Annotated in this window: 15 protein-coding genes and 1 pseudogene; 8 read left to right on the top strand and 8 right to left on the bottom strand. The window is 38.3% G+C overall.

Annotated features, from left to right (window positions below; genetic code table 11):
* Positions 1 to 11: 11 nt before the first annotated feature.
* The 8 genes from ssuC to H6G59_RS08580 form a co-directional block, all read right to left on the bottom strand.
* On the bottom strand, positions 12 to 857 hold the full coding sequence (gene ssuC, locus H6G59_RS08615; protein ID WP_190713420.1) for an aliphatic sulfonate ABC transporter permease SsuC: 846 nt from the start codon (positions 855 to 857) through the stop codon (positions 12 to 14).
* Between the two features lie 82 nt (positions 858 to 939).
* Positions 940 to 1983 (bottom strand): sulfonate ABC transporter substrate-binding protein, encoded by a 1044-nt coding sequence (locus tag H6G59_RS08610; protein ID WP_190713418.1) that lies wholly within the window; start codon positions 1981 to 1983, stop codon positions 940 to 942.
* 58 nt (positions 1984 to 2041) lie between these two features.
* On the bottom strand, positions 2042 to 2905 hold the full coding sequence (locus H6G59_RS08605) for a TauD/TfdA dioxygenase family protein (RefSeq protein WP_190713416.1): 864 nt from the start codon (positions 2903 to 2905) through the stop codon (positions 2042 to 2044).
* Between the two features lie 72 nt (positions 2906 to 2977).
* Positions 2978 to 4108 (bottom strand): aliphatic sulfonate ABC transporter substrate-binding protein, encoded by a 1131-nt coding sequence (locus H6G59_RS08600; protein WP_190713414.1) that lies wholly within the window; start codon positions 4106 to 4108, stop codon positions 2978 to 2980.
* A 336-nt stretch (positions 4109 to 4444) separates the two neighbouring features.
* Entirely contained in the window at positions 4445 to 4618 is a 174-nt protein-coding gene (locus H6G59_RS08595; protein ID WP_190713412.1) for a hypothetical protein, read from the bottom strand.
* A 41-nt stretch (positions 4619 to 4659) separates the two neighbouring features.
* Positions 4660 to 5457, bottom strand: a complete 798-nt coding sequence (locus H6G59_RS08590; protein ID WP_190713410.1) for an ATP-binding cassette domain-containing protein — start codon at positions 5455 to 5457, stop codon at positions 4660 to 4662.
* Positions 5458 to 5995: 538 nt separating this feature from the next.
* Positions 5996 to 6817: an NADPH-dependent oxidoreductase gene (locus H6G59_RS08585; RefSeq protein WP_190713408.1), complete on the bottom strand. Its 822-nt coding sequence runs from the start codon at positions 6815 to 6817 to the stop codon at positions 5996 to 5998.
* A 182-nt stretch (positions 6818 to 6999) separates the two neighbouring features.
* Complete coding sequence (locus H6G59_RS08580; protein WP_190713406.1) at positions 7000 to 8727, bottom strand: iron uptake porin; 1728 nt, start codon at positions 8725 to 8727, stop codon at positions 7000 to 7002.
* Between the two features lie 455 nt (positions 8728 to 9182).
* Between H6G59_RS08580 and H6G59_RS08575 the strand changes: the two genes are divergently transcribed.
* The 8 genes and pseudogenes from H6G59_RS08575 to H6G59_RS08540 all read left to right on the top strand — a co-directional run bounded on the left by H6G59_RS08575 (position 9183) and on the right by H6G59_RS08540 (position 16480).
* Entirely contained in the window at positions 9183 to 10223 is a 1041-nt protein-coding gene (locus H6G59_RS08575) for an NADP(H)-dependent aldo-keto reductase (protein WP_190713404.1), read from the top strand.
* Between the two features lie 105 nt (positions 10224 to 10328).
* Positions 10329 to 10682, top strand: a pseudogene (locus H6G59_RS08570) (pyridoxal-phosphate dependent enzyme); the annotation flags it as partial.
* 219 nt (positions 10683 to 10901) lie between these two features.
* Positions 10902 to 11558 (top strand): class I SAM-dependent methyltransferase family protein, encoded by a 657-nt coding sequence (locus tag H6G59_RS08565; protein WP_190713402.1) that lies wholly within the window; start codon positions 10902 to 10904, stop codon positions 11556 to 11558.
* A 3-nt stretch (positions 11559 to 11561) separates the two neighbouring features.
* Positions 11562 to 12773 (top strand): glutathione S-transferase family protein, encoded by a 1212-nt coding sequence (locus tag H6G59_RS08560; RefSeq protein ID WP_190713400.1) that lies wholly within the window; start codon positions 11562 to 11564, stop codon positions 12771 to 12773.
* A gap of 22 nt (positions 12774 to 12795) precedes the next feature.
* Positions 12796 to 13236: a protein tyrosine phosphatase family protein gene (locus tag H6G59_RS08555; protein WP_190713399.1), complete on the top strand. Its 441-nt coding sequence runs from the start codon at positions 12796 to 12798 to the stop codon at positions 13234 to 13236.
* 147 nt (positions 13237 to 13383) lie between these two features.
* Positions 13384 to 14184, top strand: a complete 801-nt coding sequence (locus tag H6G59_RS08550; RefSeq protein WP_190713396.1) for an SDR family oxidoreductase — start codon at positions 13384 to 13386, stop codon at positions 14182 to 14184.
* Between the two features lie 169 nt (positions 14185 to 14353).
* Positions 14354 to 15979 carry an FAD-dependent oxidoreductase gene (locus H6G59_RS08545; protein ID WP_190713671.1) on the top strand — a complete coding sequence of 542 codons (1626 nt, stop codon included), beginning with the start codon at positions 14354 to 14356 and terminating at the stop codon, positions 15977 to 15979.
* Positions 15980 to 16150: 171 nt separating this feature from the next.
* A complete protein-coding gene (locus H6G59_RS08540; RefSeq protein ID WP_190713394.1) occupies positions 16151 to 16480 on the top strand; it encodes a 4Fe-4S binding protein in 330 nt (109 codons plus the stop codon).
* Positions 16481 to 16503: the final 23 nt, after the last annotated feature.

Genomic DNA, 16503 nt, shown 5'->3' with positions numbered 1-16503 from the left:
ATATTAGTAGTTTAACCCTTCAAATAATTAGGATTCCATTGCAACCAATAATTCTCCAAAGCTCTAGCTACGACATCAGCCAGCTTACCAAACAAAGCATATATTAAAATACTCAAAACTACCACATCTGTTTGCATAAATTCTCTGGCGTTCATAGCCATGTAACCAATACCAGAATCTGCCGCAATAGTTTCAGCAACAATGAGAGTTAACCACATAATTCCTAAAGAAAATCGCACACCTACTAAGATAGAAGACATAGCCCCTGGAAGAATAATTCGCCAAAACAACCCCCAAGTATTTAAACCGTAGATTTTCCCCATTTCAATTAATCCTGCATCAACGCTGCGAATTCCATGAAAAGTATTTAAATAAATAGGGAACATTACACCTAAAGATACCAGAAATAATCGTGCCTCATCACCAATACCAAACCATAAAATTACCAATGGAATTAATGCTAAATTAGGAATATTCCGCAGCATTTGCAGAGATGTATCTAACAATTTTTCGGCAATTGGAGAAATACCATTCAGTAAACCTAAGCTAAATCCAATACCTCCTCCAAGTAAAAACCCAGATATTGCCCGTAGAGAACTAATACCAATATTTCTGAAAAGTTCACCTGTTTGAGCCAATTTAATAGTAGCACCAACAACTGCTAAAGGTGCTGGTAATATTCTCGTAGGAATAAAGCCAATAAAAGACAAGAATTGCCAAGCTATAATTATTGTTACGGGTACAACCCAAGGTATGAATGACTGAAAATACCGATTTTTGAAAAACTTAAAATAGAACTTGTTTTTTTTCTTTGAATACTTGGATGAAAAATCAGTAGAAGTAGAAGAAAGTTTCATAACAATTTATTAAGTAATGATGAGGATGATTAAGGGCGGTGTTTATCCGCCATTAGAATGGGAAAATTAGAATTAATGCAGGTTATTTTTTACTAATTCTTTGAGGTGTAATAGCTGCATATTGTTGAGAAGATAGAACCGAATCTTTGATAGCAATTTGTTTAGGAATAACTCTTTCCTTATAGAACAAATCTGCAATACGTTGTTGTTCAGCAATCAGAGATGAGTTAATTGGACGTAAACGGAATGTGCGTCTACGAACTACGACCGCTAAAAGTGACGGATCAAGTTTTAATTCAGGAGCAAGAATTTTCACAACCTCATTAGGATTAGATTCTGCCCATTCCCCTAACTTATCCACTTCTTCTAAAACTATACGTACAACTTCTGGATTTTCAACAGCAAAGCTACGTCTAGCCATATAAAATCCACCTTGGGTAGCAATTCCTGACGCATTTCTCAAAACACGAGCATTAGCAGTTTTTTGAACAAAAGCAATAAAAGGGTCCCAAGCTACCCAAGCATCAATCTTTTTTTGAATAAAAGCATCACGAGCTTCAGCAGGAGTTAAACTAACTGCTTGAATATCGCTATATTTCAAACCTACTTCAGCTAAAGCTCTTAGTAGTAAATAATGTGATGCTGATCCCTTTTGAAAAACAACTTTTTTACCTTTAAGATCCTTAACTGTCTTAATAGGAGAATCTTTCTGAACAATAATAGCACTACCTTCACCCTTACTAGGTTTACGTCCAGCAATATATACAAGTTGAGCGCCAGCAGCTTGAGCAAATATAGGTGGTGTTTCTCCGACAGAACCAATATCAACTCTATTTGCATTCATCGCTTCCATTAGTTGTGGCCCAGCAGGAAATGGAGACCATTCAACCTTTACACCTAAAGGTTGAAGACGCTTATCTATCACTCTTTTAATCTTTACAATATCCCCAGAAGTTTGATAAGCAAGTCGTACTACTTTTGTTTTGATACCTGTTTTATTAACAGCAGTTGTATTTTGGGCTTGGACTATGTGACTAGCAATTGGAGCAGAAAGAAAAACCAAAGCTAATGCTGAGTATTGAACAAATTTCTGTAAAACTGTGCGTCGTGGTAAGTTAAAGTTCATGATTCTCTCTTCACTAAATTTCAATTCAAATTGTTTTCTTACTGTTTTATTACAGAATTTAAAATGGGCGGCTACCCGCTAAACTAATCCGTTTCATAACCCGACGCTGATTAGAATCAAAAGCTTGGCGATAATGTAATGTAGATTGATTATCCCAATAAACAATATCGCCTACAGCCCATTTATGTTGATAATAAAATTGACGCTGATGCAGATGATACCGTAACTGTGCAATTAATTCTTGACCCTCTTGGGGATCTAAACCTACAACTTCAACTTCTGTGGCGTAATCTAAATATAAAATCTTCTTGCCACTCTCTGGATGTGTTCTGACCAATGGGTGAGGATATACAGGACTAATAAGAGGAATACTTTTATCCTCACGATACTTTCTCCGGGGTTCTCCTGGTTTGTTTAAAAACGGGTTATAAGTAATTAACTGTAAATTAGCAATTCGTTGTTTTGTCGGTTCATCCAAAGTTTCATAAGCTAAATTCAGATTTAACCAAGAAGTATCTCCCCCTTCAGGTGGCACTTCTAAAGCATAGAGTAAAGAACCACTGGAAGGAAAAGGAGTCCATTTATGGTCAGAATGAAAAGCTAATTCCCCAGTTCCTGTATAGCCACCATCAACATTAGAAACAGGAATTATGACTGGTGTTACTCCTGGTTGAGAGGCTAGAACTGGAACATCATCAGGAGGAACAAAAAGAGAACCAAAATAAAAACTAAAGTTTAAAAATTGCTCATTCGTCAAATTTTGATTTTTGAAGATGAGAATATGATAATCCCGCAGTGCTTGTTTTAATTGCAAAATAACTTCCGGTGCAACAGCTTGACTAGCATCTAGTCCAGTAACTACTGCTCCCAGGGGTGCATTAAGAGGAGTAATTTGAAACTTGGTTAAAGTTAGAGTTGTCATAGTTGAAATTTCAAAATCAATACTTACAAATTGAATCAGCTATTTAAGCGAAATACTAAATCAGCCCCATTATTACTTACTAGCTAACACCTCTTTGGGGGTAATTTCTGCATACTGCTCAGGTGTTAAAAAACCGTCTTTAACATTTACTTTCTTGGGTATTAGTCCCAGGCTGTACCATTTATCTGCAACTTCTTGCTGCTTGTTGATAACTGCTTCATTAATAGGCACTAATGCAAAATCATATTTACTGTGCATTTTTTTTAGTGTTGCTGCATCAAGCTGAGTGACAGGAGCGAGTAATTGAGCAAGTTCTTGGGGATGATTCTTAGACCAAGTTTGTGCTTTTTGTAATTCTTCCAAAAAGATTTTAATTACTTGAGGATTTTCTTGATAGAATTTACGGTTTGTAGAATAAAAGTTATTAGTATCTCTTAAACCATTACCACCATCTATCAATACACGACCAACTTTGTTTTGGACATTTCTAGTAACGAATGGCTCCCAAATAAACCAACTATCAACTTTACCTTGACTAAAAGCAACGTTAGCATCTGGAGGTGCTAGAAAAACAGACTCAACATCAGTTAGTTTTAAGCCTTCTTTTTCTACGGCTCTAACTGTAAGATAATGCCCAATAGATGCTTTCTGAAAAGCAATTTTTTTACCTTTTAAATCTTTGAAATTTTTAACAGGTGAGTTAGCTGGAACTAAAAGAGAAATAGCTTGTCCATCTGAAGAATTAGCTGCTAAATAAACAAGTGGTGCGCCAGCAGCTTGGGAAAAAATAGGCGGTGATTCAGCAGTAGAAGCAATATCAAGTCCACCTGCATTCAAAGCTTCTAATTGTTGTGGGCCAGCTGCAAATTCTGGCCATTCAACCTTGTAGCCCAGAGGTTCTAATCGCTTTTCTAAAGTACCTTGCTTTTCTAAAACTGCCAAGGCTGTGAGTTGTTTAGAACGGACAATTCTCACTAATTTTTGGCTAGTGGTAGAACTATTCCCAGAGGTAGATATACTATTTGTATTAGATCCTGTATTACTTTGAGATGAATTACTCTGTTGCAGACTATTATTTTGTGGGCTGTTACAACTAAACAGTGTAGTTGATAAAACTAAACTGTAGCCAAAAGCAAATAAGGCATGACGACGAGTGATACGTGGGCGCTGCCATGACTCCAGTTTATTTTTCCAATTTGGCATTATTAAATTACCTTTTATTATCGAAATTAGTGACAAATTTGTAAGCGATTTAAGAAAGTGAGGTGGGAAAGAAACACCCACCCCGGATTTAAGGTGTAAGGAAAACTAACTGCAACTGAGTGAGAAAAAAACTTAGGGCTACTGAGTAAAAGAGGTTATTGCTTTATTAATTAACCTCTACAAACTCGTGTAGGTTAAACTATTGAAAGCTGTATTTGCTGGGGGTTGACAGCTTTGAAAAATTGAAATTGGAGTTGGGAAGAATTGGGAATTTTAAACCCAGATTAAGAAGAAGCGATAATGCAAGGAGTGAATGTCTTTCTCTATTCTTAGTTTCTAATTAGATTGAAAACGATCTACAATTTCTGTACTACCGACTAATTCTAAATAATCCCAAAAAGCAGGGTGAAATTCTTGGGTATGAGCGTCGATATCTATGACAAGATAACTCAATTTTTCCCGAATCTGTGTATATTTAGTTTTTTGTGGACGTTCTAAGGCTAAAGTCATATTTTTAATAATGTTGATTTTGCAGTTTGTGTTGTAGAGATTTAGGCATTTGTAGAACTAAAAATGTATTCTATCTCTGGATGTTGATATTCTGGTTGACCCATAACTCGGTTTAAAATTTTCTCAACAGTCTGAGCAAATTTTGCATCTCCTCTAGACCGTGGACGTGGCAGAGAAATCTTCTCATTCATGGCAATTTTTCCGTTTTCAATTAACACCACTCTGTCTGCTAATATGACTGCTTCTTCGACATCATGGGTAATTAATAGGGCAGTAAATCCTTGTTCCTGCCATAAACGTTCTATTAATTGCTGCATTTCAATTCTAGTTAGGGCATCCAACGCACCCAAGGGTTCATCTAGTAATAATAAAGAAGGTTTACTTGCTAAAGCCCTGGCTAAAGCTACCCGTTGCCGTTGTCCACCAGATAACACAGCAGGCCATTCATGGGCGCGGTCTTCTAAACCTACTTCCCGCAGAATTTGTAAAGCCGTTTGCTTGGCATAAACTTTGGAATTAGAACCGAGTAAACCTAACTCCACATTTGCCAAAACTCTTTGCCAAGGTAAAAGCCGTGCATCTTGAAACATCATACGGATATCTGGGTTGATGCGTTGATCGGTGTATCTGCCATTCAAAATGACATTACCTTCATTGGGTGTTTCTAGTCCGGCAACCAAACGCAACATCGTACTTTTGCCACAGCCACTCCGACCAACAATAGCGACAAATTCCCCTGGTTGAATTTCTAAATCAATGCTTTGTAAAACTGTCTTTTTGTCAAAAGACTTGCTTAACCCTTCTAACCTCAATTCCATTCCGTTGATTTCAGATACCATCTCAAGAAGCTCCAAATTGAAAATTTTCGTTAATCAAGTTAAAAACTTTATCTAGTCAAAATAGCCAAAACTTCTAGAACTACAGTGGATTTCATTCAAATAATGAAACTATTGTCGTGTGGGCATCTTGCCCCTAGATGTGTACCTCCTAACAGCGAAATCCGCTGTATGTGCCACTCAAATTAGAAAAGTTGAACCTTTATGTGATTACGTTTAGTGAACAAGCATAGAGGCGGGCTACCAATATGCTTGATTTAGTCCAACTCTGGTTTTTTATGCACTAACTACAGCAACTCTATGGATTTACTGTATATTGTTTTAGTTTGCCATATAAAAAGTAAAAAATCAAGTATTTTTTATCAGAAAGTATAAAATTTATTCTCACTAAAAATCCCCATAAGCTTGTGGGGATTCTTACACTATAAATTCGAGTAAAAATTGTATTGAACAATACAAAAAAAATAACAAATACAATAGTAATTGTTATTTTTTCCTAAAACTATAAAATCAATAAATAAATTCATTTATAAATACAACTCTACCGTAATTCAAATCCCAATTTTTTCAACACTTCTTGTAACTTATCTCGTCCTGATAAAGATTCAGGAAATGCCACCCTTTTACTACAATGTTCCGACCAATCACCAGGAATATTCATATGTTGTGAATTGTAAAAATTGTCCATGATTTTGTTATATTCTGATATTCCTTGCTCTTGTTCTGTAAGTTGATAAGTTTCTCGATGTAACACCACAGATTGTGGTAAACGTGGTTTAATTGCCACATTGACAACGGGATCTGCATAGCCTACACACAAACCAAAAACAGCAACTACATGAGGAGGTAAATTTAGTAGCTGTGCTACTTCTTCTGGTTTGTTCCGTAATGCACCAATATATACAGTTCCCAAACCCAGAGATTCTGCTGCTACTACCGCATTTTGTGCTGCTAAGGCTGCATCTATAGCCGCCATCAAAAACATTTCTAAATAATCTAAACCTTCGTGGGGTAGTCCGCGATTTTCGGCGATGTGAGTTAGTCTGGCTAAATCTGCCAACCACACTAAAAAGAGAGGACATTGGCGAATATGTGCTTGATTATTAGTTAGTTTTGATAATTCTTCTTTGCGATTTGCATCTTCAATTGTTACTACACTCCAGGTTTGGAGATTTGACGAAGTAGAAGCAGATTGGGCAGCAGCAATTAAAACTTCTAAAGTTCCTGGGGGTAAAGCATCAGGTAAATAAGCACGAATTGAACGATGGGATAAGAGAGTCGCTAAGGTTTCACTCCAGGGAATATCCGGATTGAAGTTGCCATTACCATAACGATAATTGAGTAATTCAGTTGGGTTAGTCATAACTTTTAACTTTCGTAAAAATGATGGTGACAAGGAATGAAAATGTCCGAATCAGGATGTCCAGGATTAAAGGATTAAAGACTTTTAATAAATACGAAATCCTGCAAATTCTCAAATCCTCAAATCCTGTAAATCTTGATATGGCTTGCGCCATGCTACGCTATCAGACGTATTCTACTAGGTTAAAACCTGAAGGTGGTACGTAGCCAACCAACTAAACTCGCTGGATTGCTGGCATCCGAGTCTGGTGCTGTTACCCAAATAAATCCAGGAGTAACTTCAATATTGTCAGTGAGTTTATATTGATACCATCCCTCAATGTGCAGAGAGGTATCTTTGTCCGCTTGACCCTTACCTGCTCCCAAATCTACATTCTTACTCAGACTTGTTAGTGTTGGTGCTTGACCTACAAAAAGAGCGCCTAAGCTACCTTTTTTACCCAAATCAGGAAATGTCAGTCCTGCTCCCCAGTTCCAAACTTGACCATCTCCATGTCCTAAATAACGATGGGCTGAATAGCCGACAAAAGCATTAGCAGTTAACTTTGGACTAACTCTATATAATGCACCCAGTCCATAAAGGTTCCCCACAGTACCCGCACCAGGCACAGTACTGTTTGCTAAGTTACTACCAGCAGCAGGTCCGAAATTAGTTCCACTTAGTCCTGTTGCACCCGGCGGACTGTAGGTGTTAGCGTAACTTAAACCAACGCGAAAATTTCTCTTGGGGCTAAAGTATGTTACTTGTCCAAAGGCGACATATCTACCTGTAAATAAACCATTATTAGGTGAGGGGTCATTACCATTAGGCGCACTGTATGATGCTCCTAATTGCCACTGGTCACTCAGATTATGGAGAATAGCAATTCCTGGGCCTGTATCTCCATAGTTATAGACCATGTTCCGTCGGGAAAATCGTGTTATCCCATTAGAGAAAGAGCCTTCAAAGGGGTTGGTTGGTCCACTTAAACCTATTTCATTAGCTCCATCTGACTGAGCAAAGATGTTAAATTGTGTGTTTGAACCAATAGGAAAACGATAACGGATGCCACCAACACGAATCTGATTGGGTTGAAGGCTAGGGACGCGATTATCTGCGGTTCTGCCATCGAATGTTCCAAAAAGCCCAGCCCTCGTTTGTCCTAAAGATTCAATATTCCCACCTGAGAGGACTAATCGCAGTTGATCTTTACCAGTAAAACTGGTGTTTAATGCTAATTGAACTGCATCTTGAAATGTGATAACACGGGGTGCGGCTTTCTTGGTGATCACGTTATTCCCCGCCAAAACACCACCTAATACAAACTGAACTTGACCACTTAATTTAGTTGTTGTCGAAAACTGATTGGCTTCTATTTCTGCTGTTCTGGCTTCTAAGGTATCTAATCTGCCGCGTAATTGAGCGAGTTCGGTACTAAATTCTTCAGTTAGACGCTGTATGCTTTCCAAATCTGTTTTTAAAGCCAAATCTGATGTAGATGAGGCAATAAGTTTATTAACTTGATCTAAGCAAGCGTTTAACCCTGCGGCAAATTCATAGCGACTCAAGGCACGATTACCTTTAAATGTGCTATCTGGATAACCAGCAATACAACCATAGCGTTCTACTAAAGATTGCAAAGCTTGAAAAGCCCAATCAGTCGGTTGGACATCTGAAAGCTGGGATACGGATGTAAGTTGTGACTCATCCAATGAATAGGAAAGTTCTTCTACAGGTTCTTTTTGGGCAATTATTTGAGTACCGTTGTCAGAGGTAGGAATATTTATACTGACGTTTGATAAATTCTCTTTATCTGTTCTTTGGTTTTCTCCTCCTCCTTCATTGGCAAGAGTTTTTGTACTAGCTGCTAAGATTAACAGGAATACAGATATTGGCAAACTAAGCAATAAATTCCAAGCAGTTTTTTTCATTTTGATTGATAACCCCACACACACAGAATTAGAGCCGACACGAAATTACATAGAATGTCACATTGAATTACAGAAAAAAATGCAACTTCTCAAATAGAACTTTCTCGTAGGTCTATCTAGGTTAGTTTTTTATTCTTAATGACATGAAAGCCTATAGTAGCGAGACAGTTACCTCATGTATTAAAATAATATACGGTAATTTGATCGAGTTACCGTAGTTAATAGCTGATAAATAGCACTATTTCATAAAAAAAATAAAATTTGAGTATTGATGGATACATTTTTTATAATTTTAAATTAATTGCTACAAAGGGTTGTCTATCTCGTTTGGGTATGATAGTATACGTGTTAAACTATTAACTACTACAAGTCAGTAGATTTAGCGTAGTTGTGGAAAATAGCCATATTTTTAGTTTTTGTAGCAAAATGTAATTAAGGAGCATTATTCAAACATTATGAAATACAACCAACTTGCTGCAAGCGACCTCAAGGTTTCAGAAATTTGCTTGGGAACGATGACCTATGGACATCAAAATACTATTGAGGAGGCGCATCAACAACTTGACTATGCTGTTTCTCAAGGGATAAATTTCCTAGATGCGGCGGAAATGTATCCAGTCCCCCCTCGCGGGGAAACCCAAGGAAAGACTGAGGCTTATATTGGGGAATGGTTAAAGAAACAGCAACGAGATCAACTGATAGTTGCTACTAAAATTGCAGGTCCTGGTCGTCCTTTTTCTTGGTTGAGAGGTGGAAATAATAAAGTTGACCGTGATAATATTACACAGGCGGTAAATGATAGTTTGCAGAGATTACAAACTGATTATATAGACTTGTATCAAATCCATTGGCCTGATCGTTATGTTCCTACATTTGGACAGACAAGTTATAATCCAGAATTAGAAAGGGAAACTGTTCCTATTGCGGAACAGTTACAGGCATTTGCTGATGTGATTAAAGCGGGAAAGATTCGCTATTTGGGTTTAAGCAATGAAACTCCTTGGGGGGTAAGTGAGTTTGTTCGCATTGCTAATGATTTGGGATTACCTAAAGTTTTGACAACTCAAAATGCTTACAATTTACTCAATCGTAATTTTGAATCAGGTTTAGCTGAAGTTTCTCGTTATACAGATGTGGGTTTATTGGCTTATAGTCCCCTGGGTTTTGGGTTTTTAACTGGTAAGTATATCGAAAATCAACAATTAGAAAATACGAGAATATCTCTGTTTCCAGGTTTTGGACAACGCTATTTAAAGCCCAATGTCCAAGAAGCGGTTAAGGCTTATACTGAACTTGCTAAAAAGTATAACCTCTCACCTGCTCAATTAGCGATCGCATTTGTCAAGAGTCGCTGGTTTGTGAAAAGCACAATTATTGGGGCAACAAGTTTGGCACAATTGCAGGAAAATATAGATAGTGTCAATGTGGTTTTGGATAAAGAGATTTTCGCAGAAATAGATGCAATTCATACTCGTTTTCCTAATCCAGCACCTTAACCGAGGTTTGTAAAAAAATACAAAGCGAGATTCTCACCTCACTTAATATTAGTGGTGGTGAGATTTACTTTATAAAAAATAATGTTATTATCTGATTCTGTTACTATAACTGATGATGCTACTCGCTCTTTTTACACCAAAACCCTGCAAACTGTCCATAATCCTAAGACCATTGCTGATGGTGTTAGGACTCCCAGTTTAGGTAAAATCACCTTTCCCCTAGTCTTACAATACGTAGATGATATGGTGACTGTATCGGAAACGGCTATCATTCGTACCATGTTCTTTATTTGGGAACGGTTAAAAATCGTTGTTGAACCCACCGGAGTCATAGCCGCAGCAGCATTATTAGAAGGTGTCGTTAAAGCACCAGCAGCGAGAATTGGCGTAATTATCAGTGGTGGAAATGTAGACTTAGCGCAAGTTATTAAGGAGGCAGGAGGTAATGCCCATAAATAAATTGAGGGGTTAATATAGGACTCCTACACCCTACACCCCACACCCTTTTTAATACCTAAATAGCCAATTATTTAACTACTTGATTTTCTGTGAATTGATATGTTACTCTGTATTTATCCCTAAACTACGGTTTTTTGATAGACTTACAGTACTTTAACGATAGAGTGATGAAAAACACTCTCCAAAATCTGAGTTTTTAGCAATCGGGAATCTTTTTTTATGCCAAAAGATTGGTTAGAATGGCACGATCTTTACAATAGCGAACCAAAATTGCAGCAGCGTCTAGAAATTGTACGGGAATATATTTCCTATAGTTTAGATAATTCACCAACAGGAGCTATTCGTGTAGTTAGTGCTTGCGCTGGTGATGGACGAGATTTATTAGGAACTTTAGCAAATCATCCTCGTGCTAAAGATGTATCTGCGAGATTAGTTGAAATCAATCCCCAGTTAGTTGAACGTGGACGTGCAACTATAGAATCATTGGGTTTAACAAAGCAAATTGAGTTTATCAACGGTGATGCAACTGCTGCTGATAACTATGTAGGAGCAGTACCAGCAGATATTGTCATTGTCTGTGGTATTTTTGGCAATTTAGCTGATGAAAATGAACTCAATCGTTTATTAGGGAACTTGAGTTTTTTAAGTAAAAAAGGTGCTTTTGTTCTCTGGACTCGCGGACATTCTAACGGTATTGCTTATTCAGAAACCGTGCGTAAATACTTCCGCGATTTTGGATTTGAAGAAATTAACTTTAAAATCACAGCAACAGGAGATATGGGAGTGGGGATTCATCGTTATTTAGGCGAAAATCTACCTACACCCAAAGAAGAAAAACTATTTGTATTTTCTGGCGTTCCAAATAAGGCAAGGTAAGAAATGGCCATTGCAAGCACTACCATATCCAGCTGGGAACAACTGTTAGAAACTGCTCGACAAAATACCCCTGCTCGTCGAGTTAAAAGACCAGGACAAGCTCCTTCTACGGCTCCTATTCCTAGTAGTTTACATAAACTATCTCCTGATCAAAAACCACCAGTATTACTATATCGTGATAGTAACTCTTGGTGTCCTTTCTGCGAACGGGTTTGGTTCGCTTTAGAAGAAAAAGAAATCCCCTTTGAGACAGAATTTATTGATTTGAGTAACAAACCTAAATGGTATACCGAATTAGTTCCCACAACCCTTGTTCCCGCAGCATATATTGAGGGCAAATTCGTTTATGAATCCAAAGACATTCTTTTAGAATTGGAAGAAAACTTTGGGGAAACGTTGTTACCTGAAAATCCAGAAGAAAATGCGATCGCTAGACAATGGGTTGAAGATGCAGAAACTAATGGGTTTCGAGATATTGCCTATAGATTCTTGAGACAACCTCCAGAAGATGCCAAAGAATTAGCAAACTTACAGGCAGAATTTGAAGCTAAATTAGATGAAATTGAGAAAAATTTAGGTAAATATCCAAAACCCTATTTTTTATCAACATTTAGCCTGGTAGATATTATGTATAGTCCCCATTTAGATAGATTGGCGGCTAATTTACCAGTATATAAAGGATATCACATCAAAGGAAATCCTCGTTTTCCTCTCATTAATGTTTGGTTTGCAGCACTTAAAAAACGTCCTGCTTACAACAGAGTTAAATCAGACAATATTACTAATAATTTACTTTTACGGCGGAGATTTGGCATAGAACCTATTGGCAATCCCTTACCTTTAGATTTAGCTGATGCTGAATTTATTGAATATCGGGCAGAAGCGGCTGAAAGATTAAGTGATAATCGAGAAGTTGCTATTAGCGATATTCTCAAAAATTCTGGAGTTCAATCTTTAGGTGATATCTCAATAATTAAGGACTCTGTTGATTTTCACCTGCGATTATTAGCTGATTATCTTATTAATGGTAATAACGAACTATTACCAGGTGGCAGAACTGGAGGGAAAGAAAGTATAGATCCTATTATCGCTGCTAGTGGGGCTATTACACTGGCTTATGTAAGAAATAGAATTTGTGCGCCACGAGATATGAGTGCTGGTGCTGCTACTGCATTGCGAGCCGCCGCAGATAAAGTTTTAGCATCTATTTATTAATTTCATCCAAAGAGGAATCAAAATGACTGATTTTAAAAAGGTTAACGATGACTTGAGCGTTGCTGGACAAATTTCTTCTGAGGAATTACGAGAATTAGCAATTGAGGGTTTTAAATCAATTTTGAATTTACGTGATCCTGATGAAAATGGTTTTTTTGCTGATGAACAGCAACAAGCAGAAATTGTGGGATTGGAATATGCAAATGTTCCATTAAATCCTAAAGAACCAAATCAAGAATTAACAACAGCAGCAATTCAAGAAATTGATAATTTACCTAAACCAATTTTAATTCACTGTGCTGGTGGTGCAAGAGCGGGAGGAATAGCCTTAATTGCAGAAGCAATTCAAGCAGGTTTAACTTATGAAGAAATTGCTCAAAAAGCTAATGAATTAGGCATTAATTTAGAGCAACCACACCTCAAACAATTCCTGTTAGAAAAGTTTGCCGCTAGACAAAATTAAATTTTAGGCTTTGTCACATCAAGAAAATTTCAAAATCTAAAACTTTACGTCTTTGCTCCTTTGCCTCTACCCTGCGGGATCTCCTAACGGAGATTGCGCGAAATACATTAACGAATCCCTTGTGTAAATTTATCGGGTGCAACTGTTATGAGTTTAGAACTCAATCTATCAGGTAAAACAGTAATTGTCACAGGTGGTAGTGCCGGAATTGGGTTAGCTACCGCCAAAGCTTTATATAGTGAAGGTGTGAATGTCGTTATTGCTGCTCGTAACCAAGAAAGAATTGAGCAAGCAGTAATTGATATCCAATCTTTAGATAATGCCAATGCTAAAATTATTGGCATTAGTGCTGACTTAACCAAAGCAGAAGATATTGAAAAAGTTGTTTCTACAACCTTAGAACAATTTGGAAAAATTGATATCTTAATTAATAATGCTGGTTCAGCCCGTGCTGGGTCATTTTTAGAATTGAGTGATGAAGCATTTTTAGATGCTTGGAATTTAAAACTTTTGGGTTACATTCGATTAGTTAGAGCCGTTGTCCCCTATTTAAAAAGTCAGAGGGATGGACGTATTGTTAACATTATTGGTGGTGCTGGACGGACACCCCGTCCTAATTTCCTACCAGGAGGAACTACAAATGCTGCATTGCTCAACTTTACACGGGGTATTTCTAAAGAATTAGCCCAAGATAATATTAGAATTAATGCCATTTCTCCAGGTTTAACAGACACAGAAAGGGCGAAAACTTTAGCAGAACAAAATGCTCAAAGTTTGGGGATTACTGTGGATGAATATAAAGCCCAAGCAGTGAAATCAATACCTTTAGGAAAAATCGTCAAACCTGAAGAAATAGCAGCTTTAGCATTATTTTTAGTTTCTGATTTAGCTGCTTCTATTACTGGTGCAGAAATTCTAGTTGATGGTGGCAGTACACCGGGAGTCTAAGTTATTGGTAGGTTGGGTTAAGCGACAGCGCAACCCAACATTTTCAGAATTTTGTTGGGTTTCCTTACGTCAAACGCCACTCGTTTCAAGCCGGGAAACCCGTCCACAACGGTGGCTCCCCAACCTACGATTTTTCAATAAATTAATGTTACAAAAAAGAGGAATTTACATGACTCAAAAACAATTATTCTCGCAAGATAGCGATGTTGATCAAACCTTATTCGCTGATGTATTAGTAATTGGTGGTGGCCCTGCTGGAACTTGGTCAGCTTGGAGTGCTGCTAATGCTGGTGCAAAAGTGGTTTTAGTAGATAAAGGCTATTGCGGTACAAGTGGCTGTGCAGCCGCATCGGGTAACGGTGTGTGGTATGTTCCGCCCGAACCCGACAGTCGAGAAGCAGCAATGGCTTCTAGGGAGGCTTTAGGAGGATTTTTATCTAGCCGTGATTGGATGCAACGGGTACTAGATCAAACTTATGCAAACGTCAACCAACTAGCTGACTGGGGTTATCCCTTTCCTACGGATGAAGATGGTAGACCCTATCGGCGCAGTCTCCAAGGTCCAGAATATATGCGTTTGATGCGATCGCAAATAAAACGGGCAGGGGTGAAAATTTTAGATCACAGTCCGGCTTTGCAGCTATTGGTAGATGCCGAAGGTGCTGTAGCTGGGGCAACTGGAGTTAACCGTCAGACTGGTGAAAAGTGGGTTGTGCGATCGCATTCAGTGATCATTGCTACCGGAGGCTGTGCTTTCTTGAGTAAAGCCTTGGGTTGCAATGTGCTAACAGGGGATGGATACCTGATGGCAGCAGAAGCCGGTGCAGATATGTCAGGAATGGAATTTTCCAACGCCTATGGCATCGCACCTGCTTTTTCTTCTGTAACTAAAACCTTATTCTATAATTGGGCAACTTTCACCTATGAAGATGGTACACCTATCCCCGGTGCGGGTTCACAAAAAGGGCGTTCTGTCATTGCCGAAACTTTGCTAACTCAGCCAGTTTACGCCATTATAGACAAAGCTTCAGCAGAAATGCGGGTGACAATGCGTTTATCTCAACCCAATTTCTTCCTACCTTTTGACCGTGCAGGTATTGATCCCTTTACTCAACGTTTCCCTGTCACTCTGCGTTTAGAGGGAACTGTGCGGGGTACAGGTGGCATCAGAATTACTGATTATACTTGTGCTACTTCAGTCCGTGGACTTTATGCCGCAGGTGATGCAGCCACCAGGGAATTAATCTGTGGTGGCTTTACCGGTGGTGGTAGTCATAATGCAGCTTGGGCGCTATCTTCAGGCTACTGGGCAGGACAATCTGCGGCTACATACTCCCGTGATTTAGGTGTGCAAGCCAACAAAAGACCAGTTCAAGCTGTAGGTGGTGTAGGATTTATCTCTGGTAGCCAGAAGCAAATTCACAGTGAAGACATCATCACAGCTACTCAAGCAGAAGTATTCCCATGCGATCGCAACTATTTCCGTAATGAACAAACTTTAACGGAATCATTGCAAAGATTAAATTCTCTCTGGCATGAAATTCGCAATAGCCAAGTTGCAGATAATAGCAATATTGTCCGCACAAGGGAAGCTGCGGGAATGGTAGCTACAGCTAGATGGATGTACAGCAGTGCCTTGGAACGGAAAGAAACTCGCGGAATGCACAAACATTTAGATTACCCACAACAGGATACTAATCAGCAACATCATTTAATTAGTGGTGGTTTAGATCAAGTCTGGGTGAAAACTGCACCTATTCAGGAGACAAAAACGAAAGAACTCGTAACTGTTTAATCAGCAATAAAACACAAAAGACCTAACCCCCCAACCCCCTTCCCGACACAGGAAGGGGGAGTTAAAGCCTCTCCAGTATTAAGAGTTATTCCTTTCCCCTCTCCTTGTAGGAGAGGGTTAGGGAGAGGTAGGAGAGGTTCAAAATTTAATCAAGTATTACCAGCAAATCAAATGATTGAATTAGTTAGTGAATCGCGCTGCATTGAATGTAACATCTGCGTCAAAGTTTGCCCGACAAATGTTTTTGACAAAGTACCAGATGCACCGCCAAAAATTGCTAGACAAAGCGATTGTCAAACCTGCTTTATGTGTGAATTATACTGTCCTGTTGATGCGCTGTATGTTGCCCCAGAGGTAGAACCATTAACAGGAATCAACGAACAATCATTAGCAGAAGCTCAACTTTTAGGAAGTTATCGTAAAAATATTGGTTGGGGAAAATCTCTGACAACCACAGCTAAAGAAGACTCAACATATAAATTGTTGCAGAAGATGAAATAGAACATCAAAAATAATCAGATTTA

Source organism: Anabaena lutea FACHB-196 (assembly GCF_014698305.1).
In the GTDB taxonomy this organism is placed as follows: Bacteria; Cyanobacteriota; Cyanobacteriia; order Cyanobacteriales; family Nostocaceae; genus Anabaena; species Anabaena lutea.
This window is presented reverse-complemented; position numbering and strand designations above follow the sequence as displayed.